Here is a 22,827-nt window from a genome sequence, read left to right on the forward strand (position 1 = left end):
TAAGCGGGTGCCAATCTGGACTACCCGGTCGATTCATCGCCTCTGCGTCCGGCCATTCAGTCCGATACGAACGAGGCCCTCTCGGCCTTCACGGATCCGGAGATGAACCGATGCACCTCTTGGACCCGGCGTGTTTGGTGTGTATCGGGATGAGAGGTGATCCAATAGTTGCGCACGAACCGGACCTCGGGCAGCAAGCGCTTTAGTTCCGGATAACGTTGCGCAGCATAGTCGTGGAGGATTCCTATGCCATGCCCGGCGCGAACCGCTTCCATTTGCGCGACCACGCTACCGCATTCGTATCGACGTGACATGAGGCGACCGAGAACGGAAGCATAATCCAAGGCGCGGCTGTAAGTCATGTCCTCGACATGCGTCACGAACAAACGGCCGGCGAGTTCATCCTGGCCCGTGATCAGGCCCTCGCGCCCAAGATATTGCTCCGCCGCATAGACGGTGAGTGTGTAGTCGGTCAGCTTCGACAGGATTAGTCGCCCCTGTTTGGGGCGATCCAACGTAATAACGATGTCGGCCTCTCGCCGCGACAGCGAAAATGTGCGTGGTAACGGCACCAATTGAACAACGAGCCTCGAATGTTTCGCGGCGAGCATGCCGAGCCGATCTGCAAGGAAATAGTTGCCAAGACCGTCGGGCGCACCGACGCGTACGGTACCTGCGAGTGCTTGGCTGGTAGCGCCGATTCTGGAGCCTACCCTGAGAAATTCGCTCTCCGCGCGCTCCGCTGCCGCGACCAACGCCTCGCCCGCCGCGGTCAGAATGCACCCGGACGTATGTCGTTCGAGCAGCTTGGCGTTCAAGCTTCGCTCAAGGGCACTAAGCTGCCGCGCTACCGTCGCATGATGCAATCGAAGACTCTTCGAGGCCTTCAGGATTTGTCCTGCTCGCGCGACCTCAAGAAATATCCGAACCCGTTCCCAGTCCATCGACTACAGTTTCTGCACAACGGAGCCGCACATTCGCTTGTTGATGCACGATTGTATGCGCTGCATACCAACGGTGATCAAGCTCTGTTTGCAGGGAAATGCTCAATGCCGACAAAGATTCCGAATTTCATCAATGGCGAGCTGGTGTTAAGCCGCGGCACCCGTACCGTGGCCATATACAATCCCGCCACGGGCGAACAGTCGGGGACGCTTGGATTGGCTTCGGTCCAAGACGTCCGTGCGGCGGCGACGGCGGCACGAAAGGCGTTTCCGGCCTGGGCGAGCACCCCTCCGTTGCGCCGCGCCCGAATTCTCAATCGCTTCTTGCGAATTCTAGAGGATCGGATCGACGAACTCGCCCAAGTAATTACGGGCGAGCACGGCAAAGTGCTGTCGGACGCAAAAGGGGAGATTCAGCGCGGCATGGAAGTCGTGGAGTTTGCCACCGGCGCACCTCATCTTCTCAAGGGAAAGGTGACCGAGAACGTCGGAGCTCGCGTCGAAGTTACTCTCTACGTCAACCGCTCGGCGTTGTTGCCGGGATTACACCATTCAATTTTCCGGCGATGGTACCGATGTGGATGTTTCCGGTCGCCCTCGCGTGCGGCAACACTTTCATTCTCAAGCCGTCCGAACGCGATCCGTCCGCCTCGCTCATACTGGCGAAGTGGCTGAAGGAGGCCGGATTGCCCGATGGCGTCTTCAACGTCGTTCATGGAGACAAGGAAGCGGTCGACGCCATCTTGTCCGACGCCAACATAGTGGCCGTGAGCTTTGTCGGGTCCACTCCGATTGCCCGCTACATCCACGAAATGGCCACTCGAAACGGAAAGCGCTGTCAGGCGCTTGGCGGCGCCAAGAACCACATGATCATCATGCCGGACGCCGACATGGATCAGGCGGTTGACGCGCTGATGGGCGCCGCCTACGGCGCCGCGGGCGAGCGTTGCATGGCGATTTCGGTCGCGGTCCCGATCGGAGACACGACCGCCGACCGGCTGATCGAAAAACTTGCGCCCAAGGTTCGCGCTCTGAAGATCGGCCCGGGAGCGGATCCCGATGCCGAGATGGGGCCGCTTGTGACCAAACAGCATCTCGACAAGGTTCGCGGCTATATCGATATTGGTGTAGACGAGGGAGCAAACCTGATTGTCGATGGGCGGGACTTCCGGCGCCAGGGTTACGAGAAGGGATATTTCATCGGCGGGACGCTGTTCGACTACGTCACGACCGATATGAAGATCTACAAGGAGGAGATCTTCGGACCGGTGCTCGCCATCGCACGCGCCAAATCATACGATGAGGCCGCCGAGATGATCAACGCGCACGAGTTCGGCAACGGCACCGCCATCTTCACGAGGGACGGAGATGCCGCGCGCGAATTTGCGCATCAAATTCAAGTCGGGATGATTGGCATCAACGTACCGATCCCGGTTCCGATGGCATTCCACTCATTCGGCGGGTGGAAGGCGTCCCTGTTTGGTGATCACAACATGCATGGACCCGAGGGGATACGGTTCTACACTAAATTAAAGACGATCACGACACGGTGGCCTACTGGCATTCGCTCTGGAGCTGAGTTCGTCATGCCGACGATGAGTTGACGGCGAAGTGCACGGATCATCGATCTTCGCTAACGGGCTCAGCGGGTCGCGGCTTCGCGATGCAATGTCCGAGCGTTGGAGCCGCGATGGTCGGTCTCGGGAACGCCTCAGCATATCGACAAGGGCTTCGTGCACTATGCGTTCCGATGTCTCCAACGCCGGTGCCCACGGCAGCCCGCTTCTCGTTCTTCCCAGGCGTCCCGGCAAAGAAAATGCACAGTTCATGCGGGCTGGCGCAGGTAACGACGGCTAGCTTAGCGGTGAGATCGAACCTTCCCTGATTCCGCTGCTCCGCCATTGCCAGACGCGTAAGCGAGGAGGCAATCCAGAATGTCTCGCGGAAAAGATACTGAATTGCTTCGTTTCGCTCGCGACCCGGGCTCATCGCTTCCGCCTTCGCTCCTTGAGCTTCGGCGGACAGGTCGCGATGGCCCGGGATGACGACCATTGTCAGATCACCCCACCCGCGTCCCCGACGCGGCGCTGGTGGTAGTCGGTGTCGCCAAACGAGTTCTCAATCATGGTCAGGCGCTTGAAGTAGTGGCCGATCTTCGCCTCCATGGTCATGCCGATGCCGCCGTGGAGCTGGATCGCCTGCTGTCCCACGAACTTCAGCGACTTGCCAATCTGCACCTTGGCCGCGGCAACCGCGCTGCTGCGCTCCTTGGCGTCCTCAAAATCAACAGCCATGGTCGCAAACATGGACATCGATCGCGCCTGCTCGGTGGCGACGAACATATCGGAGGCGCGGTGCTGCAGCGACTGAAACGAACCGATCGGCACGCCGAACTGCTTGCGCGTCTTGATGTACTCGACCGTGGTCTTGAGCGATTCGTCCATCAGGCCGACAGCTTCGGCGCAGAGCGCGATGCGGGCTTCGTCGACCACGCGCTCGATCAGCGCGAGCGAGTCGTCGGGATTGCCGAGCGCCGCATCGGCGCCGATTTCGACGCCGGTGAAAGTGATGTCGGCGGCGTGCAGGCCGTCTTGGGTCGGATAGGACTTCTTGGTCACGCCCTTGGCGTTCGCCGGGACCAGGAACACGCCGATGCCAGACTTGTCGCGGCGGTCGCCCTTGGTGCGGGCTGTGACAACCAGCGTCTCCGCGTTCTCGCCGTTCAGCACGACGAACTTCTCGCCGTCGATGACCCAACCGTCGCCCTTCTTCGCCGTCGTGGTGACGTCGAACAGATCGTAGCGCGAGTTCTTCTCGAGCTGGGCGAACGCCAAAGTCTTGCTGCCGCCGATGATGCCAGGAACGTGCGCGGCCTTCTGCGCATCGCCGCCGGCATGGCGCAGGAAGCCGCCGCCGATCACGACGGTCGCCAGATACGGCTCGAGCACCAGCGCCTTGCCGAGCGCTTCCATGACGATCATGGTCTCGACACCGCCGCCGCCGAAGCCGCCATCGGCGTCCGCAAAGGGCAGGCCCAAGAGACCCTGCTCTGCGAGCTTGCCCCAGACGGCTTTGCTCCAGCCTCCCTTCTCCTTCATATACTTCTTGCGCTGCTCGAAATCGTAGGAATCGGTCAGCAGACCGTCGATGCTTTCCTTGAGAAGCCGCTGCTCCTCGGTCAAACCAAAATCCATGCTGCTCTCCAAATGGGCGGGAATTGCCCTGCCCTCGGCTCACCCTCAGACGTCGACCCCGGGAAGGCGGGGAACCAATAAACGCGGCCGCCTGCCGTGCTCGCGACCGCCGCGGCCTGTTGGATCCCGCCCCACCGCGCAATTGCGTAATTCGCGGGTCAAACTCCTAGCACCGCTTTGGCAATGATGTTTCGCTGAATCTCGTCGGAGCCGCCGTAGATCGAGACCTTGCGGTTGTTGAAGTAGCTCGGCGCGATCTGGGCGGTCCAGTCCATGGCTTCGTTCGAGCCGTCGTCGCCGTGCACGTCATAGGGTGCTGCGAACGGGCCGATCACTTCCATCAGCAGCTCGGTGGTGGTCTGCTGGATCTCGGAGCCCTTGATCTTCAGCACTGAGGATGCCGGGTTGGGCTTTCCCTTGCCGTGCTTGCCTTCGTCGGCGACGACGCGGAGCTGGGTCAGCTCGAGCGCCTTGAGCTCGATCTCGCAGGCCGCGAGCTTGTCGCGGAAGGCCGCGTCCTGGATGATCGGCTTGCCGCCGGATTCGACCTTCCCGGCGAGATCGCGGATGCGGCGCAGCCGCTCCTTGGAGAGGCCAACGCGAGCCAAGCCGGTCCGCTCATGGCCGAGCAGGAATTTTGCGTAATCCCAGCCCTTATTCTCCTCGCCGATCAGGTTCTCGTAGGGGACCTCGACGTCGTCGAAGAAGACTTCGTTGACCTCATGGCCGCCATCGATGGTCTGGATCGGGCGCACCGTGACGCCCTTCGACTTCATCGAGAACACGATGAAGGAGATGCCCATCTGCTTCTTGGCGGAAGGATCGGTGCGGCAGAGGCAGAAGATCATGTCGGCGTGCTGGGCCAGCGTGGTCCAGGTCTTCTGGCCATTGATGATCCACCTGTCGCCGCTGCGCTCGGCCTTAGTCTTCAGCGAGGCGAGGTCGGAGCCGGAGCCGGGCTCGGAGAAGCCCTGGCACCACCAATCGTCGACATTGGCGATGCGTGGCAGGTACTTCTTCTTCTGCTCCTCGTTGCCGAAGGTGTAGATGACCGGACCGACCATGCTGACGCTAAAGGCGAGCGGTGGCTGTGCCGGATAGGACTGTAGCTCCTCGGTGAAGATGTAGTGCTGCACGCTTGTCCAGCCGGTGCCGCCATATTCCTTGGGCCAGTGGCTGACGCCCCACCCCTTCTTGTTGAGGATGCGCCACCACGTCACCATCTCGTTCTTGGAGAGGTGGCGGCCCTCGACCAGCTTGCGCCTTGTATCCGGCGGCACGTTGTCGCGGAAGAATGTCCGCACTTCCTCGCGAAACGCCTGCTCTTCCTTCGTGAATGCGAGATCCATCGTGTCCTCCTGTAAGGGGCGCCCCGAAGGTCGGGACCCATAACCGCCAAGCCTTCGTTGTTACGAAAGCCACTCCCGTCCTTGCCCCAAAATCCGGCCGCGGAGCATGGGTCCCGGCCGCGCGTGCGCAATTACGCAACTAGGTTACGGCAAGACCTCGAACAAACCCGCCGCGCCCATGCCGCCACCGACGCACATGGTGACGACCGCGTATTTGGCTTTGCGGCGACGGCCCTCAATCAAGGCGTGGCCGGCCAGGCGCGCGCCGGACATGCCGTAGGGATGGCCGATCGAGATCGCGCCGCCGTCGACGTTGATTCTTTCGGGATCGATGCCGAGCTTGTCGCGGCAATACAGCACCTGCACAGCGAAGGCTTCATTTAGCTCCCAGATATCGATGTCCTCGACCTTGAGGCCGTGGCGCTTGAGCAGGATCGGCACGGCGAAGGCCGGGCCGATGCCCATCTCATCTGGCTCGCAGCCGGCGGTGACGAAACCGCGGAAGATGCCGAGCGGCTTGAGGCCACGCTTGGCCGCTTCCTTGTCGCTCATGATCACGGAAGCGCTGGCGCCGTCCGAGAGCTGGCTGGCATTGCCGGCGGTGATGGTGAAACCTTCGCCGCGCACGGGCTTGAGTCCGGCCAGTCCTTCGGCCGTGGTTTCGGGGCGCGGGCCCTCGTACCGCGACAACGTCACCTCCTTAAAGGAAACCGCGCCGGTCGCCTTATCCGTCACCGTCATCTGGGTCGTGACCGGCGCGATCTCCTCCCTGAACTTGCCGCCCTGTTGGGCGGCCGCGGCGCGGCGCTGGCTCTCCAGCGAATATTCGTCCTGCTTCTGGCGCGAGATGCCGTAGCGTTTGGCCACCACCTCGGCCGTGTCGATCATGGGCATATAGGCATCGCCCTTGATCTTGAGCAGCGCCGGATCTCGCATGTGGAACGAATTCATCTTGTCGTTCTGCACGAGGCTGATCGACTCGCCACCGCCGCCGACCGCGATCTCGACGCCGTCGAAGATCACCGAACGCGCCGCGAGCGCGATGGCCTGAAGTCCCGAGGCGCATTGTCGGTCAACCGTGGCGCCGGAAACGGTAACGGGCAGGCCAGCGCGCAGCAGCGCCTTGCGCGCGATGTTGCTGCCGGTTGAACCCTGCTGAAGCGCCACCCCCATCACGACGTCCTCGACCTCCTTGGGGTCAATCTTGGCGCGGGCGACGGCCTCACCGATAACGTGGCCGAGCAGGGTCGCGCCCTCCGTGGCGTTGAGCGCACCGCGATAGGCCTTGCCGATCGGGGTGCGGGCGGTGGAAACGATGACGGCGTCGGTCAAGAACGACCTCCTGATGCGGGTTGGGTGAATTGTGACTATTTCTGCTGCCGCGCCCTCGGCCATTTACCGTGAGTTCGTTGGGCGGTCGCGAAACTCCAGTGCGTGCGGGCGGTAGTCAGCGGCTGCTTTTGACAAAGACGTTGGGCACGCGCCCTGGACGATGGTGTCGCCCCAACCCGCGCCCTGAAGATAAAACTGTTCGCCGGGATAGGTCATGGTTCCGCAACACGTCACTCGTCATTCCTGGGTGCGATCACCGGGGCCGCGGCAAGTGCGGCTCGATGACAGACTCCGTCGCGAGCTATGATGCGCAATTGCGCGACGTGGAATAACGGCAAAGAGGTAGCGATCATCACGCCGCTTTCGAAGCCGCCGCGAGCGACGCGAAGGTCTTGCCTTCGGCCGCGAGCTTCTTCAGCAGCGGCGCGGGCTCGAGGCTGGGGTCGTTGGTCTCCTTGGCGTAGAAAGAGAGACGATCGGCAATGTGCTTGAGGCCGACGGTATCGGCCCAGAACATCGGGCCGCCGCGGTAGATCGGCCAGCCATAGCCATAGAGCCAGACCACGTCGATATCGGACGGGCGCGCGGCGATGCCTTCCTCCAGGATCTTCGCGCCCTCGTTGATCATCGGATACATCATGCGCTCGAGGATCTCGTCGTCACTGACGACGCGCTTTTTGCGGCCCATGCGCAGCAGCGTCTCATCGATCAGCTTCTCGACTTCGGGATCCGGCAGCGCCGAACGGGAGCCGGCTTCGTATTTGTAATAGCCCTTGCCGGTCTTCTGGCCGAAGCGCCCGGCTTCGCAGAGCGCGTCCGCGATCTCCGACTTGATGCCGCGGTCCTTGCGCGAGCGCCAGCCGATGTCGAGGCCGGCGAGGTCACCCATCGCGAACGGCCCCATCGGCATGCCGAATTTCGTCACGACGGCGTCGACCTGCTGGGGCAAGGCACCTTCGAACAGCAACTTCTCCGACTGCTTGCCGCGCTGGGCCAGCATGCGGTTGCCGACAAAGCCGTCGCAGACGCCGACCACGGCCGGCACTTTTGCGATTTTCCGTGCGATGTTGACCGCGGTCACGAGGGCATCCGGCGCGGTCTTGTCGGCGCGCACGATCTCACACAGTTTCATGACGTTGGCGGGCGAGAAGAAGTGCATGCCGAGCACGTCCTGCGGACGCTTGGTCGACTTCGCGATCTCGTCGATGTTCAGGTACGAGGTGTTGGAGGCGAGCACGGCGCCCGGCTTGACGTACTGGTCGAGCTTGCCGAACACTTCCTTCTTCACCGCCATGGTCTCGAACACGGCTTCGATGACGAGGTCGGCATCGCCGACGTTCTCGATGCCGACGACGCCGTTGATCAGCGCCATGCGCTTGGCGGGCGCGTCCGCCGGGATGCCGCCGCGCGCCGCGGTCGCTTCCCAGTTCTTCTGCATGATGCCCATGCCGCGCTTGAGCTGCTCCTCGCCGGTCTCGATCAGGGTGACGGGAACGCCGGCATTGGCAAAGGACATCGCGATGCCGCCGCCCATCGTGCCGGCGCCGAGGATGGCGACGCGGTTCACGGGCCGCGGCTTGGTCCCTTCAGGAACACCGGCGATCTTGCTGGCCTCGCGCTCGGCGAAGAAGGCATAACGCTGCGCCTTGGACTGATCGCTGGCGACGAGCTTCAGGAAGCCCTCGCGCTCCTTCTTGAGGCCCTCGTCGAACGGCAGGTCGAGGGCGTAGCCGACGGCGTCGGCCGCTGCGAACGGCGCTTCCAGGCCGCGCGACTTCTTGGTCATGGCGGCGACCGCATTGGTGAAGATCGAGCGGTCGGCCTTGGCCGCCGCAATCTTGGAGTCGTCGTCACGCAGACGGCGCAGCGGACGCTTTTCAGCCAGCAGCTTTCGTACGAAGGCTTCGCCTCCGGCGGCCGGGCCCTCGACGATCTCCTCGATCAGACCGTTCTTCAGCGCTTCCGCAGCGCCGATCGGATCACCGCCGACGATCATCTTGACCGCAAGCTCCGGCCCGACTGCGCGCGGCAGGCGCTGGGTGCCACCGGCGCCCGGCAGCAGGCCGAGCTTCACCTCGGGCAGGCCGAGCTTGGCTTCCTTCACCGCAACGCGGAAATGACAGGCGAGCGCGACCTCAAGGCCGCCGCCGAGCGCGGTGCCGTGGATCGCGGCCACGACCGGCTTCGGTGAATTCTCGATCTCGGAAAGCACGTCGTTGAGGGCGGGCGGCTTCGGCGGCTTGCCGAATTCAGTGATGTCGGCGCCCGCGATGAAGGTGCGGCCGGCACAGGTCAGCACGATGCCCTTGATCGCGGGATCGGCGACCGCGGCCTTGATGCATTCCAGAATTCCGCCGCGAACCGCGGCGCTCAGCGCGTTGACCGGAGGGCTGTCGACCGTGACGATCCCGACTTCGTCATGACGCTCAAGCTTGACCACTTCGTTCACGGTGGGCTCCTCAGTGAAACAATAAAATCGGGTGGGTAGCGGACCAGTTCAGCTAGCAAGGCTCAAACGCTCGGTGCGATGCCTCGAACCAGCTGCTGATGATGACTGCCAGACATACGCTCTGCCGTCGGTGTGAGTCGCAAGGGACGAATTTCCGGGGGACTGATTTATTGCCGAACTGGTTGGGTTGCCCTGTGGGGCCGCACTAGTTCGGGTCCGAGCAGCATCAGGTTGCACCGCCACCGGATTAATTGCTGCAAATCCCGCCTGCTGCGTCGGAAACACTCGGCATGCTTGATCATGCGGAGGCGGTAAAAGTATTTAAACATGCCTAGCTACCATGTCCTTGGGACAACCGTCCTTATTGGAACCCCATCCGAACAGGTTCAGTTGGGAGGCAGTAGAGTAACAGGAGGTCCATATCGATTAATGCAATGGCCCGGAGATTTATGCTGTATTTCTGCGCAACATCCCCTTTTTCGGCCGGAGTTGATCATGAGCCGTCGGGCTACTCGATTCGAGCAATCACGACGGATTTTGCGCTGTTTGCGAGTGCCGATTGCCTAGCACCATAGTGGCATGAGCCAAAAACCAGACCCCCTCCGTAGTCAATCGAAGGTCGCACGACAGCGATTTCGCCGAGCTCGGGCGAACGGCGAGCGAGCGTTAACCCAACCGCGCAACCGTTGGACTTGGGGTCGGGAGCACAACAGCCAGTTCAACCGCTCGCTGATCCGCTCGACCGGGCAGCGACTTCGAGGTATTCGAGAATGAGACCCGTAAAGCGCTTGAGGAACGGAATGGCCTGTGCTTCCTCACCGTTCTCGCTCGCGCGCCGCTTTTCGTGGACCGGTACAAACGGTTACCAGAGACAACAGTAGTCCCACGCTCGCCATTGCGGACGTGACCCGAGCGACAGCTCCTAGCGGAAGGTAAGCCATGGCCAACGACCCTGTCGCAGCCGGGATACCCCAGGGCTGTACCCACGGCACTCGGCCGGCTCAAGTTCGCCTAAAATCTTCTTGCTGATTTCGTCGTCCGGTCCTCGCCGGTGCGCGCCCGAAGATAGTATCTGGACATCGCTGATCTCCGCGACGGGCACCGCGAGCCTCTCTCGCAGCCTGTACCCCCTCGCGGCAAAACCCGACCGGCACTCTTAGTCTCAGCTTCTTTAGGCGGAATCGAGGTGGCGTGATTTGCGAGGCGCCGCACGCACACAAACGACGGAATGCGAAATCTGCAACGCGCTCCGCCTTACGTTCCATTGTTCAGGACTTGTTACTTTAGGGCCGCAGGCCCAACCAGGCGTGCGCCAAGGGCGCGTCGCCCCAAGGCAAAATGGCACCCGGAGAGCGAGCATAGCGCCCCAAGGGGCACACTGGTCGAATGCAGCGACGAGACCGGCTGGCCCTGCTTCGGCCGAAGTCTGACCCGAACCTTTTTCGATTAAATGCCGTTTCAGTTCAGCTTTCGGAACATCGGGACCCCGGATCGGGCCTGTTTTTGTGACGTTTCGGATTGGTACCCCAGTCGTCCCGCTGCGGAACGCCAACAACAAACATATCGAGGCAGTCTTCCGTCAGTCGGAATCGCAGGAAGTTATTGTAAGCGCCGATACGAAGCGAACTGAAGGCATCGTTTCGATTCTAAAGACAGGCGATGATATATGCAACCGAACAGCGTGCTCCCAACCAGAAACACGATCGCAACATCTCGGCGGTGAGCAAGAAGCACCTCCACATCTAGCACTACTCTCCCCGCCAAGCGAAGTGCTCTTTGTTGAGCCTATAGCGCGCGGCGCAGATGAGGACGCCTACATGGGCGGCCGCACGGACGTCGCTAGATAACTAGATCTTGAACCTGGTCGAGACCTCCTGCTTGATTGTGTAACCGATCAGGGACACTCCAAAAAGGCGGCTATCAACGCGTAGACGTCTCGGGCCGGTAGAGCAGCGAGATGAGGGCGGAAAGCAGGAAGTAGATCTCGCCTATCAGCAGGGAGAAGTCCCAGTTCGTGAAAGCGAAGAAGACGTTCTTGAGCGTCAGCCCCTTGCAGGTCGAGAATGAGGGGTATACGGCGCAGCTACTGTTCTTGGCATCAGTATAACCCGACATAGCGCCGAGCTTCAGCGCCTCACGGGGATCAACGAAACCAACCGAAACATCTTGTGTGAGCTGGTGGGTCGGATCCAGGAATGCCCCTCCGCAGCCCGACCATCAGCGGCCACTCATGAGGACAAGTAGAAAAAGGCAAAACCTGCTCTATCGTCCAATGCGACCATCGCGTTCGCAGTCTGGCCTACGACTAGAAACATTCGGAGAGCATGCCCGCTAGACCTCGATAATAAACGAAGCCTTGCCATCGCGCGGCAGCACTGAAGATACCCCCTCAGAAAAGCAACACCGGCCGGAGTTTATGGCTCCGGCCGGTGTTTTAGCGCGTTTTACTTGCCGAGCTTGCCGAGTTCGGCGGTCAGCTCCGGAACCGCCTGGTAGAGGTCGGCGACCAGGCCGTAATCGGCAACCTGGAAGATCGGCGCGTCCTCGTCCTTGTTGATCGCGACGATCACCTTGGAGTCCTTCATGCCGGCCAGATGCTGGATCGCGCCGGAAATGCCGACCGCGACATAGAGCTCGGGGGCCACGACCTTGCCGGTCTGGCCGACCTGCCAGTCGTTCGGGGCATAGCCCGCATCCACCGCCGCACGCGAAGCGCCGACGCCGGCGCCGAGCTTGTCGGCGAGCGGCTCGATGTACTTTGCGAAGTTCTCGCGGCTCTGCATGGCGCGGCCACCGGAGACGATGATCTTGGCCGAGGTCAGTTCGGGACGATCGCTCTTCGCGACTTCCTCGCCGACAAAGGACGACAAGCCCGGATCGGCCGCCGCCGCGACGCTCTCGATCGACGCGCTGCCGCCTTCACCCGCTGCGGCGAAGGTGGAGGTGCGCACCGTAATGACCTTCTTGGCGTCCTTCGACTTCACCGTCTGGATGGCGTTGCCGGCGTAGATCGGACGCTCATAGGTGTCGGGGGCGACCACCTTGGTGATCTCTGAGACCTGCATGACGTCGAGCAGGGCCGCGACGCGCGGCATCACATTCTTGAAGCGCGAGGTCGCGGGCGCGACGATGGCGTCGTAGCCGGGAGCCAGCGAGACGATCAGCGCGGCCAGCGGCTCGGCCAGATCGTGCGCGTAAAGCGCGCCGTCGGCGAGCAGCACCTTCTTCACACCGGCAAGCTTTGCGGCGGCGTCGGCCGCAGCCTTGGCGTTCTCGCCGGCCACCAGAACCTCGACATCCGCGCCGAGCGCCGCCGCTGCGGTCAGGGCCTTGTTGGTCGCATCCTTGAGCGACGCATTGTCGTGTTCGGCAATCAAAAGCGTCGTCATCAGAGCACCCCGGCTTCGTTCTTGAGTTTCGACACCAGCTCGGCGACGTCCTTGACCTTGACGCCCGCCTTGCGGCCCGCCGGCTCGGTCGTGTTGAGAACCTCGAGGCGCGCGGTGAGATCGACGCCGTAATCGGCGGCCGTCTTGTCCGCGATCGGCTTCTTTTTGGCCTTCATGATGTTCGGCAGCGAGGCGTAGCGCGGCTCGTTGAGACGGAGATCGGTGGTGACGATCGCCGGTCCCTTCAGCTTCACGGTCTGCAAGCCGCCGTCGACTTCGCGGGTGACCTTGAAGTCGCTGCCTTCAACCTCGAGCTTCGAGGCGAAGGTCGCCTGCGACCAGCCGAGCAGCGCGGCCAGCATCTGGCCGGTCTGATTGCTGTCGTCGTCGATCGCCTGCTTGCCGAGAATGATCAGGCCCGGCTGCTCTTCGTCCGCAATCTTCTTCAGGATCTTGGCGACCGCGAGCGGCTCGACCGCACCCTCGGCCTTCACCAGGATGCCGCGATCGGCACCCATGGCGAGACCGGTGCGGATCGTTTCCGACGCCTGCGCCGGTCCGATCGAGACCACCACGACTTCGGTCGCCTTGCCGGCTTCCTTCAGGCGCAGCGCTTCTTCGACCGCAATTTCGTCGAACGGGTTCATCGACATTTTGACGTTGGCGAGTTCAACACCCGATCCATCGCTCTTGACGCGGACCTTGACGTTGTAATCGACCAACCGCTTTACCGGCACCAAGACCTTCATCGATCCTCTTTCACTCAATCTGGGAGGGAGTTATCACGAATTGATTGAGTCCATCCGCGTGGATCGCGACCAAAGCGCAGATTTTGTGCGCTACAGGTCACTCAGACGCAGCAAAGGGGCGGTGCTCTAACTCGTCTTCCGCGTGAGGGACATGATTGCGTCCAAATAGTTGCGGCTGGCGACCGATCAGCGGCAGCAGATGGAAGCAAGCCGAACAATAGATCCTGCCACGGCCGAGACAGGACGGGTCGAGCACTCTCGCGTGGAAGGAAAATGCCCCTAAAGACCGTCCATCATGCGCCGCAAACATCCCGGCTGGTCATGACGTTAACACACTCCAGCCGCCCCCTTTGAGGCGGGCCAAAGCGCAGCCTTCGGTTTCTACGCGCTTCGAGCCGCGGACTGTCAAACCAGACCAACGCCACGTTCAGCAACGCGTTCACAGCGAACGCCGTCCGCTAGGCGATCAGCAAATAGTGCCGCCCTTAGCGGCCATTGCGCCAGAATCAGTCCCGTCCTTTCACGCTTAGTCAAATTGCAGGACGTTCGAAGCGTCATTCGGGCAAGCGACCAGCTCGGCCGGGAAATAGTCCCTATGATGGCGTAGGTTAGGGCTGTGCACGATGCAGCTACGGACACAACGCACTATGGCAGCAGAGGCGGCCAAGGCGGATTCTGCAACAATCAACATCGCTGCACGAACTGCAAAGAGCGCCTCCTTTTTTCTACTGCGACTGCGCGCACGCCCAAACCGCTGCACCAAAGCTTAATGCGACTGCCATAAGCACCGCTGGCGCCGCCGCGACCGCAGCCACTCATCTCAGGCGGTCAACACGACGTGCGCATTCTCGTCGAGCAGCAGCGGGGCGCGATATTAGGTGATCGGTGTCTCGGAAGGTCAGCGCGTTGCGGATCAAGGTCAGCTGGGACGAACTTGTCCTTCACGTTCACCCGCATGCCGCGCTTGGCGACGTGCGGATCGACGAACACCTGGTAAAAGTTGGTCTACCGGACCGCAAGGGACACCGCCTTCTCCAGCTTGCGGAGCCACTGCGCCACCGTGGTTTTTTGATGGAGGACCAGCAAAGATCGCCATGATTTCCTTGCCGTTGGTGACGCAATCGTTGTTCTTGAGGAGTTTCGGTTGGTAGCGAGTTCAGGTGCCTCGAGAGCGGCGCATGCCCGGGCAAACTGACCGTCATTGCCGATCATCAGCATCATCTCATCCTCCGCGCAGCGAAACACACGGACTGCCAACGCACCATTGCCCCAAGTCCGCCGGCTGGGCGGGCTATTGCCATTCACGAATAATTTGGAGATCGTGGTTGAGCGAGGTCATCGCGGCGTCGAGCAGGGAGACATCGATGTGCTGCCCTGCCCCGCCATTGACCTCTCGGTAATAGAGGGCCGACAGGAAGGTCGATCGAGACGTTCATGCCGGTCATGTAGTCGACGATCGAAGGACCGACTTCATCGGCCCCGGACACGGCCCGCCGTCCATGTGGCCGGTGACACTCATCACCCCATAGCCTGGAAGACCCGGTCATAACCGGCGCGCGGCGCATAGGGCCCGGTCTGGCCTGTGACGACCACTAGATGATGCTGGGATTGATCTTCTTGAGGCCCCCACTCGTAGTCGAGCCGAAACGCTTGAGATCCCAACCTCGTAGTTCTCCATGAATACCTCTACGTCTTCGGTAAGCTGACAGATGATCTCCCGCCCACCGGGCTTGGCGATGTTGACGGTAACCGAGTTCTTATTGCGGTTTGCGCAGAGATAGAATGTTGTTGTTCTCCTTGACCCCGGGGATCGGGTCGGTGAGGAAGTCCGAAGGCGCGCGCGTCGTCGCCGGTGCCGGGCCGCTCGTTTTAATCACCTTCGCGCCGATATCGCCAGCATCGGCGCCGACAAGGGCGCAGGCGAGCACACGCGTGAGGTCAAGGATAAATTGATGCCAGAAAGCGGCAGGACCAATAGGAAGGTTTTCTCCTCAATGACTCTTCTGAGGCGGAACACGTCCGTTCGCGCCTCAAGCGCCGTTCGTATACTCGCGATGCCATTGTGTTCGAATTCGATGGCCCGCATCGCCCGAAGCAGAGAATGCCCTGGTCCTGGTCAGTAGTGCTTCCACGGAAATGATCGAGCCGACACATGCAACTCTTACGATTCGCCCTCGCGCTTGCTTGCATGATTCCGCAAGACTACGAGCGCGTCCACTGCGACCCCGCTTTTGGCAGTGAGTAGAAATGGATTGACGTCGATCGAGGCGATGCGACCATCAGCATCGGCGATCAAATTGGAAAGTCCAACTAACGCACTGATCACAGAGCCTTTGTTCAGGGCCGGCCGGCCGCGGTAGCCCTTTATCTTCACGCCGGCCTTGGTGCGACGGATCAACTTTGCGGCCTCGGTGGCATCGATCGGCGCGCCGGCGAGCGCTACGTCTTTCATCAACTCGATATCGACGCCCCCCGTACCGAATAGCACCACCGGTCCCATCTCGGCATCAAGCGAGGCGCCTATCACGAGCTCGAGATCGGCCTTGACCTGCTGCGTGATCAAAATGCCTTCGAGGTGCGGCTTCCCCTTCAATTTCTTGACGCGGGCGGCGATGTCGTTGAATGCCTTTTTTACCTCGGCAGTGCTATTGAGATTGAGCACCACGCCGCCGATATCCGATTTGTGCAAAATGTCCGCGCTGACTACTTTTGCCACGACGGGAAAGCCGACCTTCTTGGCGACGCTTGCAGCCTCGTCGGCCGTCCGTGCTATTGCCTCCTTCGAGATCGGGATGCCATAAGCTTTGAGCAGCTTTTTGGAGGCGATCTCGTCGAGCGCGGCGCCGCTGGCACTATTCAAGGTCTTTTCCAGGACCGCCCGGGCCTGGGGGTTGGAAGAGGAAATAATATCCGGCACGTCCTTTTCGAGTGCGGCATAATCGATCAGCGCCTTGATTGCGCCGACCGCGCGGTCCATACCTTGCATGACAGCGATGTCAGGCAATGTCTTGCGCAAGGCAGTTGTATGTTCGGTAAAGCCCATGGACACCGGGCTGATGTAGATTACGGGCTTCGTCGCGCTGCTCGCCATGCCGTTGACGATGCGCAAATTGCGCTCGCGCAATTCATGCGGCATCTTCGGCAAGTCGGCGTCAATGATGACGATGTCGACATCCGAGTCTTCGATCATGATTTCGATCGATTTGATGTAAACTGATGGATCGACAACTGCTGCAAATCCCGCGTCCAGCGGATTGCCGATAATCGAGCCCGGCCCGAGCATCGTTGCGAGCTTCTCGCTGGCATTCTTGCTGAGTGGAGGAAAATTGAGCCCCACCGAATGGAATGCGTCAATCAAGAGCCCACGCTTTCCGCCGGACAGCGTCACCGCAGCGAGGCGGTTGCCTTTAGGCAGTTGCGCATGAACGAAACATTCGGTGGTTTCCACGAGTTCGTCGAGTCCACGTACTCGGATCACTCCCTCGCGCGTCGATATTGCATCGAAGGACTCGATTGAGCCCGCCAGCGACCCGGTGTGCGCCATGGCGGCGGCGCGTCCGCCTTCGGAACTCCCGAGTTTCAACGCAATAACAGGTTTGCCAGCAGCACGCGCTGCTTTGCAGGCATTCCGAAAGGTCTGAGCGTTTCGCACGCCCTCGAGGTAAACGACGATGACTCGGATGGAAGGATCGGCGGCGAAATATGTCATCAGATCCGGGGTCTCTAGCCCGGCCTCGTTGCCTGTGGTGACCATATAGCCGACACCGACGCCGCGATCCTCCAACGCCTGGCGAATCATCATCACGATGGCTCCGGATTGGCCCGCGATTGCGACCGGCCCCTGCTCCATGGTGACGATCCGATCGTCGAGATTAGTGAAGAGCTTTTCGCCCGCACTCAGATTGCCGAGGCAATTTGGGCCTGTTATTGCAATGCCTGTCTCACGCACCGCGACGTTGAGTTCGGCGGCGAGCCGCTGACTCTCCTCGTCCTGCAGCTCGCTGAAGCCCGAAGTGACGATCGTTGCCGACCGAGCGCCCGCCGCGGCAGCATCCCGCACGACTTGAACCACGAAACGCGCCGGCACCAGCACAAGCACATGGTCCGGCTTTTCCGGAAGGGAAACAAAATCCTTGTAACAAGTCACTCCCCAGACCACGTCTCTCCGTCCATTTACAGGGTAGAGCCCGCCTCGATACTTGTACTTGATGAGATTGTTCCAAATGCGCTCGGCATAATTGCCGGGCTTGTCGGTGGCGCCGACCAGTACAATATTGCGCGGGTGCAGCATCGCATGAATGCCGCTAATGATATGACTCGCATCGGGTGCGGGTGACCAACTATCCGACGAAACGGCAGTAGTCGATACGTGTGCTTCCATAGTTCCAGTTCTTCCCTGTAGCTCTTCCGCCGAGACCCTGTGCTTCATGGTCTCAGCTTTGCGCCTCTCGCTTGCAGGGACCTCAAGACACCGCCCGGCGCTCTAAGGTGGTCGCGGGCCGACGGCTGAAGTGAGCTAAATGAGGGCACACCGATAGTACCACACAATCCTCGGCAAGGGTGCCTGCGTCGGCCATAATGCACTGGTCACCAGTGTCCAATGCTAGAGCCCTCTTTGAACCGTGAACGCCGAGGCGCAGCGATCAACATGCGAAAAAAGAGCAGCAAAATTCCAGGTAAACGCAATCGACGCTGCATCAGGATCGAACGAAGGATCAATGCAAACAGCACGACAATCACAACTCCGAGCAGCCGAATGGGTAAGCGTCTAGGCAAGAGACAATGGACGCCTGGTGTCGCGACCGAGTCTTGGCCGACCTTCGGGCAATCACCTCTTTGTTCGTATACTAGCCGGGTCAGCAGCCGCGTTTCTTCGATGTGGGCCATCACATAGCCGAAATTCACCGCGCGATTAGACGAAAGCGAGGATTTCTCGTTCGACAGGTCTCCAGACCGAGCACGGGTATGAGCGCAAGTGAGGCGGTTTGCTGAGAGATAGACAGACTGTCCCCATGCAGCGGCCGCACTACAACTCGGCTGCGGCCGAATAACCCCCGTCCGGTCAGTTTGTGCGGGGCCGCAAGTCTGCCACTTTCCCGTTCTTCCGCGGCCATAACCAGAACAGGTTGCGCCTTCGACAAGTTCGTCGAACAGGTCGGCGTAGATCGGTGCGTTGAAGGAAGGATCATCGAACTTGAGTGAGAGATAGTCAGGGCCTTCCCTCCGCGTGCTTCGACCAGGCAGCCTCGATCTCGTCCGGCCCATATAGAGACGGCGGCTCGGACGGTTTTGGCTGGAGAGTTGGCCTTTGCCGAAGATACGAAAAGCCTGCCAACCCCAGAGTGATGATCTCGCCCTCGAAATCGTTGCTGACCTTCTTACGATGTTAGCCACGTCATTTCTCCTGGCGTGCTTCAAGCCCGCGACCATCGCGGCCTCGTCGTATGGCGATCTCCACTCGCGGTTTAGTCTGCGCATTGTAGATCCTGTCTGAAGGCGGAAAACACTTCTTCAGCTCGCTCCGCACCGACACTTATGGCCAACTCCACTTTCGAGCGGACGATAAGCTCAATTCGAACGCCTGAAACCGGTAGTTCGCGGAGGGTTGCAGCTATGTGACAGGTCCGAAGCCACGAGACGCCGCAGGGGCACTAACATTTCACTCCCGCCAGCGGATTTGGTAACTCGTGCTCAACTCGAAAGTCCCGATAGCGCTCCAGATGCATGCTTAGCACCGAGCGGGTCCGCCAGGGATCGTCAAGAAACGCCTTGCGTTCTTCGAGCCAGAATGCATCCGACATCATGCGCGGCCTGAGCGCGTCAAAGACTGCCTCGGTTTCTTCCCGTAGGATGTGCCAAAAGCATGTGCCTGACGGTTTATAAATTTCGTTGAGGCACAGTGCGACCTCATGAAGGTGGCAGACGAAGCACGCGTCGATGACGAATGAGCGCACGATACTGATATCGTCGTCAAAGGCCGTTGGTAAGATCCCCGTCCGAGTGAAGGGCTTGAGATCGTACCCTCGTTCCTTGAGCAGGGGAACAAAGCTGCGGGCGTCGCCGAAATCACGAAGTAGCAGTTTTTTAGGGCGGCCGATTTGGTCGAATAGAATTGTACTGTTCTGCTGATGCGCCTCAACGGCTAGTCCGTAAAGCAGATACATGGTGAGTATCGGCCCGATCACTGTCCTCACATAGGCACGGAAGAACGAAGACACGACGGGTTCGTTTTCACCGCTGTCTCTCGCAATCAATTCGCAAATGAGCGGGCGACCGTCGATCGGGCTCGCCGTAAGGAGCGCTGCCACAGTGACCGGTAATAGTCCATCATTTCGCGTCAATGCACCGGAGTTGCGGTAGACAACTGAAAGAAAGCGGCCCGGATGCTCGTCGCCTGTTACGGGGTGGTGAAGGATTGCCCCCAGTTCTTCTGTGAATATCTCCAACCCGTCCGAGAGGCGCCGCTCATTTGATAGAATTTGGGAGATCAAAGTGCTGAGACGCGGTCCCATGTAAATTGACTTGGCCTGCAGAATGCGCTGCTCGCTGGTCATCCAAATCGCCACCGGCAATTTGATAAACGGTCTCGGCTCCTGAGTGTCCGGCAGCATTGTGCGGAACGACATTGACGGCAGCGTTACGATCTCCGGGCCGTTCGGGTCGAAAACTCCGGAACTTATCTCGGACGCGAATTCACGGCGCAGACAATTGTCTAGGTGCCAGATATGGACAGGCAGGGGCAGCCAGTCCTCAGCGGACTTTCCACGTTTGCTCAAGCTTTCGGCCCATTCGCACGAGAGCTCCGGGAAGTTTTGTGAGAACCATTCTGAATAACTGCCGACATGCGGCATCTTCTCCACATAGCACCATTCTTTGCGTAACGCGGCTATTCGGACGCGCACGCGAGCACCGAACTCAGGCGACAAGGCAGCGACGTCCTGGGGCGGCAGGCCGGATTTGGCCTTCCATGTCGGGTAGAAGGGATGACCCTCCAGCGCTCCCCACTGATCGAGAGCAATTGCGCTCAGGTGCGGCGGCAGATTCTGGAGATACTCTAGGAAATCCCGGGCTCCTGCTTCGGCTATTTTAGCTCGAATCTCTGCGCTCCAGTGTTCCCGGTAACTACGTGCGAGGGCGTCGTTACGCATGCTGTCCTCGACGTCACGGATTAGACGCTGAACGTCGTCCGTTGCGGGCGTGAGTGCCAAAGCGGGCGCGATCTGTCCGATGAGATCGGAAGGATTGTCGATCCGGTAGCGAGCGCCGGTCTCGTCTATTACTTCGATTGAACCCCGATTTTGAAACGTTCCGGCAGGCGCACGGTGCAAATCCGTAAAATGCAGGACCTCGCGTGATCGCCAAATGGGGAGCCATGCTTCGTTGCTTTCCCGAGCCCACATCAATGCATCGGGGTCGAGGAGACGCTCGGCGAATAGACAGCGGACCAGCCGGCGGATGGCATTGCGCGATGCGCCCAACCAAAGCTCCGAGGTGCGCGCCTTAATCCCAGCGTCTGCCGAAGAAGCCGTCCTCTCCTCCATCACACTTCCTCCAGCAAAATGGCGAGCAAACAGGCCGACGCGCTCACCGTGAAGAACGCGGCGTTGTAGCTGAGCGGCTCACTAGGGTTTTGCGGGAATGGCCTCTTCGAGTTTCGCGGCCAGTTACATGAGCTGCGACTTGAGAGGTCAATGCCTCGGGCTGACATCAGCCCTAGAATTCGAAACACCTTCAACCTGAAATTGATGTGACAGAGCAGGATAACCAGCGCCAAGCCCATTGACCGGGCGGAGAGTAGCATGAGAACAGATGATTTAATGTCCAGTCTGCGCTTGTGCCTCTGGGAGCACCTCTGCAAGGGCGTGCTGATGCCGTACGGCATAGACGAACGACCTGCCGTGTCATCATTCGACAAAGGCAGGAGTGACACAGCTTGAATCGGAACCGCCCCCAACGTTTTGGTCTTTGTGATCAATTTGGATGTTCCTCCGTGAGTAGCGATGACAAGCCCGCAATCTCTCAGCAATCGGTGTGCCACGACAGCGTGCGCGATCTCGCTTAAGAGAGAGACAAAGAGGGGGACATTTCGCCTTTCCGCCAGCCGCTGGAATGATTGCGCGGCGGAATGTCGAGTCTCGACCGTATGGGTCTGGAAGCGGACATAGTGGGCTCTGCAAATGCCCTGCCGAGCGTGGCACCGCCAGTGCATGATGTGAACGCCGACTATTTTTGTCACGCGCTACCAGGTCGTGCGGCATCGCGCGCGACTCGAGAACGAGGTGTATTCGATCCTGCACGCGTAATTGGTCCCGAAGTGCCCGCACGCCGATCTGTTCGACGCTCGCGGCCGGGTGTGGGTGGCCGCTCAACAGCTTCCAGACGATGAGCGCTCAGCGATAGATCGGCACGTGCCCGAGCTTGGGCGGCTGGCGGAAGACCTCGCCCTGCTCGACCGCGAGATCGCGCATCGACAATTCCGCGGCCAACCGATTGATAACGGTGACCGGCGCGAATCTGTCGGTCGCCGCCGGCATCGTGGCGGCGATCGGCGACCTCAGCCGGCTCAATAGCCCGCCGAAACTGGTGAGCTATTTCAGGCTTAGTCCGCTTTGCCGCTTGGCCAAATGGGCGTGGTAGGCCCAAGGGACGCTCGGGAGACTTGCAGATCGGCTCGCCCCATGCACCCCACGATGATCGTCGATGAAGGCGATCATGGGCTTGGACCTGCGGTTGAGCTCCGCCATCGCAAACCAGCGCTCGCTGTGCGCAGAATTTGTTTGGCCTGCCGAAGCTCGCGCTTCTCCCCTTTCCAGCCCTTCAGCGTTCTCGGGCCTGTCGGTCGGGACGGCGGCCCACTACCCGCTATCGACCTCGGCCTTATTGGCCCAGTCGTCCAGCCTCTGCGGCGTGCAGCCGATCTGACCGCAATCGGCGTCACTGCCGCCCTGCGCGAAAGGGTGTTCCCTGGCGTGATCCAGACTAGGAACCGCTCGGGTCCGGCTTGTCGCCTCGTTCCTCATGGCTCCCTCCTCTCAAGATTTTGAGCCTCTGGCAGCCCAGTGGCGGTTCAAAAGGGATGTCCCGATCGGTGTTGAACTACGTCGGGCCGACGTTGCCGGGATGAATGTTACGCGGCCCTCGAGACGTGGGCAACGGGCTTGATCGTCATGCGATCGTGGTGAGCTTGAAGGGCTGCACGCAGAACCGACAATTGCTTATGCGCCTTCAATCGTCGAAAGCCCTTGTTGGCCTCGATCATGCCGGCCGCGACCCATCGCAAGGCCATACCGGCATCCCGCCAGCGTTTGACGTTGCGCGTGACGCGGCGAATGGTGCCCATCATGTTCTCGGCGATGTTGGTACAGGCGAGCGATCGACGAAGCTCCTTCGGCAGCTTCAACCGGACGACAGTCAGGATTTC

Annotated in this window: 16 protein-coding genes, 4 pseudogenes and 1 other annotated feature; of the genes and pseudogenes, 3 read left to right on the top strand and 17 right to left on the bottom strand. The window is 60.5% G+C overall.

Annotated elements, in window-relative coordinates; all coding sequences use genetic code 11:
* Window positions 1-56: 56 nt before the first annotated feature.
* Window positions 57-944 (bottom strand): LysR family transcriptional regulator, encoded by an 888-nt coding sequence (locus AC0L21_RS34375; protein ID WP_473266156.1) that lies wholly within the window; start codon window positions 942-944, stop codon window positions 57-59.
* Between the two features lie 105 nt (window positions 945-1,049).
* On the opposite strand from AC0L21_RS34375, the pseudogene AC0L21_RS34380 reads away from it, so the two are divergent.
* A pseudogene (locus AC0L21_RS34380) lies at window positions 1,050-2,548 on the top strand (CoA-acylating methylmalonate-semialdehyde dehydrogenase).
* A 450-nt stretch (window positions 2,549-2,998) separates the two neighbouring features.
* Here the strand turns inward: AC0L21_RS34380 and pimD are convergent.
* From pimD to AC0L21_RS34455, 15 genes and pseudogenes are all read right to left on the bottom strand, one after another.
* The gene (gene pimD / locus AC0L21_RS34385) at window positions 2,999-4,138 is read right to left on the bottom strand and encodes a pimeloyl-CoA dehydrogenase small subunit (RefSeq protein ID WP_473266158.1); all 1,140 of its coding nucleotides are present in this window, start codon (window positions 4,136-4,138) and stop codon (window positions 2,999-3,001) included.
* Between the two features lie 158 nt (window positions 4,139-4,296).
* Entirely contained in the window at window positions 4,297-5,487 is a 1,191-nt protein-coding gene (gene pimC, locus AC0L21_RS34390) for a pimeloyl-CoA dehydrogenase large subunit (protein WP_473266161.1), read from the bottom strand.
* A 144-nt stretch (window positions 5,488-5,631) separates the two neighbouring features.
* The gene (locus AC0L21_RS34395) at window positions 5,632-6,819 is read right to left on the bottom strand and encodes an acetyl-CoA C-acyltransferase (RefSeq protein WP_473266164.1); all 1,188 of its coding nucleotides are present in this window, start codon (window positions 6,817-6,819) and stop codon (window positions 5,632-5,634) included.
* Between the two features lie 352 nt (window positions 6,820-7,171).
* Complete coding sequence (locus AC0L21_RS34400) at window positions 7,172-9,268, bottom strand: 3-hydroxyacyl-CoA dehydrogenase NAD-binding domain-containing protein (protein ID WP_473266166.1); 2,097 nt, start codon at window positions 9,266-9,268, stop codon at window positions 7,172-7,174.
* Window positions 9,269-10,046: 778 nt separating this feature from the next.
* Window positions 10,047-10,355 (bottom strand): annotated as a pseudogene (locus tag AC0L21_RS34405) (ArdC-like ssDNA-binding domain-containing protein); the annotation flags it as partial.
* An 833-nt stretch (window positions 10,356-11,188) separates the two neighbouring features.
* Window positions 11,189-11,383, bottom strand: coding sequence for a hypothetical protein (locus tag AC0L21_RS34410; protein ID WP_473266167.1), 195 nt, complete (start codon window positions 11,381-11,383; stop codon window positions 11,189-11,191).
* Between the two features lie 329 nt (window positions 11,384-11,712).
* Window positions 11,713-12,657 (bottom strand): electron transfer flavoprotein subunit alpha/FixB family protein, encoded by a 945-nt coding sequence (locus AC0L21_RS34415; protein WP_473266170.1) that lies wholly within the window; start codon window positions 12,655-12,657, stop codon window positions 11,713-11,715.
* Window positions 12,657-13,406, bottom strand: a complete 750-nt coding sequence (locus tag AC0L21_RS34420; RefSeq protein ID WP_473266171.1) for an electron transfer flavoprotein subunit beta/FixA family protein — start codon at window positions 13,404-13,406, stop codon at window positions 12,657-12,659. The genes AC0L21_RS34415 and AC0L21_RS34420 overlap by 1 nt, the downstream gene beginning before the upstream one ends.
* Before the next feature lie 1,005 nt (window positions 13,407-14,411).
* Window positions 14,412-14,627, bottom strand: coding sequence for a hypothetical protein (locus AC0L21_RS34425; RefSeq protein ID WP_473266173.1), 216 nt, complete (start codon window positions 14,625-14,627; stop codon window positions 14,412-14,414).
* Window positions 14,628-14,949: 322 nt separating this feature from the next.
* Window positions 14,950-15,171 (bottom strand): annotated as a pseudogene (locus tag AC0L21_RS34430) (CoA transferase); the annotation flags it as partial.
* Window positions 15,164-15,334: a hypothetical protein gene (locus tag AC0L21_RS34435; RefSeq protein WP_473266175.1), complete on the bottom strand. Its 171-nt coding sequence runs from the start codon at window positions 15,332-15,334 to the stop codon at window positions 15,164-15,166. The pseudogene AC0L21_RS34430 and the gene AC0L21_RS34435, both read right to left, overlap by 8 nt.
* A 233-nt stretch (window positions 15,335-15,567) precedes the next feature.
* Window positions 15,568-17,787 carry an acetate--CoA ligase family protein gene (locus AC0L21_RS34440; protein WP_473266178.1) on the bottom strand — a complete coding sequence of 740 codons (2,220 nt, stop codon included), beginning with the start codon at window positions 17,785-17,787 and terminating at the stop codon, window positions 15,568-15,570.
* A 206-nt stretch (window positions 17,788-17,993) separates the two neighbouring features.
* Complete coding sequence (locus AC0L21_RS34445) at window positions 17,994-18,884, bottom strand: DUF736 family protein (protein WP_473266179.1); 891 nt, start codon at window positions 18,882-18,884, stop codon at window positions 17,994-17,996.
* A 173-nt stretch (window positions 18,885-19,057) separates the two neighbouring features.
* Complete coding sequence (locus tag AC0L21_RS34450) at window positions 19,058-20,947, bottom strand: IucA/IucC family protein (RefSeq protein ID WP_473266180.1); 1,890 nt, start codon at window positions 20,945-20,947, stop codon at window positions 19,058-19,060.
* 849 nt (window positions 20,948-21,796) lie between these two features.
* Window positions 21,797-21,973, bottom strand: a complete 177-nt coding sequence (locus AC0L21_RS34455) for a hypothetical protein (RefSeq protein WP_317246504.1) — start codon at window positions 21,971-21,973, stop codon at window positions 21,797-21,799.
* Here AC0L21_RS34455 and AC0L21_RS34460 point away from each other — a divergent pair.
* Both AC0L21_RS34460 and AC0L21_RS34465 read left to right on the top strand, forming a co-directional pair.
* Window positions 21,942-22,043, top strand: coding sequence for a hypothetical protein (locus AC0L21_RS34460; RefSeq protein WP_473266186.1), 102 nt, complete (start codon window positions 21,942-21,944; stop codon window positions 22,041-22,043). The two genes, AC0L21_RS34455 and AC0L21_RS34460, sit on opposite strands and share 32 nt — an antisense overlap.
* 5 nt (window positions 22,044-22,048) lie before the next feature.
* Window positions 22,049-22,162: a sequence feature (AL1L pseudoknot), on the bottom strand.
* Window positions 22,107-22,328 (top strand): hypothetical protein, encoded by a 222-nt coding sequence (locus tag AC0L21_RS34465; RefSeq protein ID WP_473266183.1) that lies wholly within the window; start codon window positions 22,107-22,109, stop codon window positions 22,326-22,328. It overlaps the preceding feature by 56 nt.
* Window positions 22,329-22,533: 205 nt before the next feature.
* Here AC0L21_RS34465 and AC0L21_RS34470 read toward each other — a convergent pair.
* Window positions 22,534-22,827, bottom strand: a pseudogene (locus AC0L21_RS34470) (IS256 family transposase); the annotation flags it as partial.

This window comes from Bradyrhizobium sp. WSM4873, from assembly GCF_055811355.1.